The organism is Acinetobacter sp. YH12249 (assembly GCF_013417475.1).
Taxonomy (GTDB): domain Bacteria; phylum Pseudomonadota; class Gammaproteobacteria; order Pseudomonadales; family Moraxellaceae; genus Acinetobacter.
Window position 1 is genome coordinate 1 of sequence record NZ_VPDX01000070.1, and the last position, 1,821, is coordinate 1,821.

4 protein-coding genes are annotated in these 1,821 nt (G+C 39.4%); 1 reads left to right on the top strand and 3 read right to left on the bottom strand.

The window, feature by feature from the left end; all coding sequences use genetic code 11:
- Positions 1-164 (top strand): transposase (locus FTV25_RS15895; RefSeq protein WP_143222548.1); only part of this gene is annotated, 164 nt, incomplete at its 5' end.
- Between the two features lies 1 nt (position 165).
- Here FTV25_RS15895 and FTV25_RS15900 read toward each other — a convergent pair.
- The 3 genes from FTV25_RS15900 to FTV25_RS15910 form a co-directional block, all read right to left on the bottom strand.
- The gene (locus tag FTV25_RS15900; protein WP_257219037.1) at positions 166-492 is read right to left on the bottom strand and encodes a PIN domain-containing protein; all 327 of its coding nucleotides are present in this window, start codon (positions 490-492) and stop codon (positions 166-168) included.
- 19 nt (positions 493-511) lie between these two features.
- Entirely contained in the window at positions 512-1,513 is a 1,002-nt protein-coding gene (locus FTV25_RS15905; protein WP_180004526.1) for a hypothetical protein, read from the bottom strand.
- A gap of 211 nt (positions 1,514-1,724) precedes the next feature.
- On the bottom strand, positions 1,725-1,821 hold a 97-nt coding region (locus FTV25_RS15910), incomplete at its 5' end, for an IS3 family transposase (protein ID WP_180004528.1).

Here is a 1,821-nt window from a genome sequence, read left to right on the forward strand (position 1 = left end):
ATAATCAAGAAATCAATAAAAGAAGAATTGGAATTGAGCATGTATTTGGCAGCCTGAAAACCTTCAAAATCCTTGCTGAGCGTTATCGAAATAGAGGTAAAAGGCTTGGTTTGAGATTCAATTTAATTGCTGGAATCTACAACTTGGAACTGAGCAAAAAATGATTTATGAAAGAGGTCTAATATATTCAAATTTCTTGTCATTCGACATGACATCAAATTCAGCTTCAGATGCCTGCATTTGTATAGACAACTGCCCGGCTACAAATGCCAAGCCAAAATCAGCAGCATCAGGTCCGGTTTTTGGCATTTTAATTAAGACCAGACGCTTTTGAACTACATGAGCAGACAGATTTTGCAATCCATCCAGACTCAAGGCTACAGGGGATTTTGCATAAACCAGATAAACAAGGGCATAGGATTTGAGCAGGCTGAGTAACTCATTTTCTGTTTTAGGCTGATTTTCAATATCCAATAACAGTATTTTTTTCATATGCCCTCATGAGATTATTCTAATTTAGAAACATCTCATGACTATATAACACTTCGTGACCATTCCAATAAATATATCCTTTTTCAATCAACTCTTTAAGTAAAAGACGGATATCGGATTTTGGAAATAACTGCTCGAGCAAATCACGTAATTCATAAATATCTTTAGGCTTATTTCCCTGTAATTCGCGCAGCTTGCGTGCAACTTCGAGCTGTACCGGATCAATTTTATTAAAGTTTTTGAACAGGCCTTGCTGGGCAGACTGAATCGGAGATTGAGCAGGTTCAACAGCAGGCTCTTCAGGATTAAGCTTCGAGATCACCTGATTCAAAGCTGGTTTTTCAATGGGTACATGTTCATTGAGATCCAGCTGCACCCACTGTTTCAGCACTTTTTTACGGAAACTGATTTGCTCGTCATAACGTTTGACTATTTTCAGATTAATCAGCATGCCAACTACATGCTGGGCTTTGCCTGGTAAAACTTGCAGAATATTGGTGACAGAATTTTTTAAGGTTTCGAGCGTGGTCGGTTTACCACTCATCTTGCCGAGCGCATCACAATATTTTTTCACCAGCTGCAAAGCCGGTTTAGCTTTAATGGCTTCAATACTTGGCAACTGGATTTTGGGTTTATCTTGAGTCTCTGTTGATGCATCCTCTGGCAACACCTGAATCAGGCTGCAATCAATATCTGAAGCCTGTAGCATCTGCATTAGCATTTCACTGCTATCCATCGCAGAGATCAGCTCGACCTGAGTATCTGCTTCCAGCAAAGCCATCAACTGGCCCACAATCACGGCATATTCATATTCCTTATGCTCTGCTTCCGGGACATCCAGAATGATAATTTGTCCACTGCTGATCCAGCTCGCCAACTCAGTCAGTTCTTCTAGAGCAAACTCGAATTTTCCGGCACAGTTAAACAGATACAAGGTCGGATAATGTTCAACAATGTCACGTAACAGTTTGGCTGTAGGAAAGTTATTTTCGAGATCAAGAAGGACAACTTTTTGGCGCATAAGGCAAGATTAAAAACTGAGCTAGAAAAATACTATTAGAGTAGGAAGTGTGTGAAAGGTCAAATAGTTTCCTCCTTCCATGACGATATTTAGATTTTAAAGATCATCTTGGACGAAGTAAAAGTGGCGACTTGGTTTAGGTTTATCGAGCTTCACCTACTTAAAAGAAAACCCTCACGACTGATCTGACCCCCAAAAGTTAGACAGTAAGTTAGGCAATTTCTAAGAACTGATTTCTGTATTCTACAGGGGTCAGTCCTTTTAATTTAACCTTGATTCGCTCATGGTTATAATAGTGAATATATTCT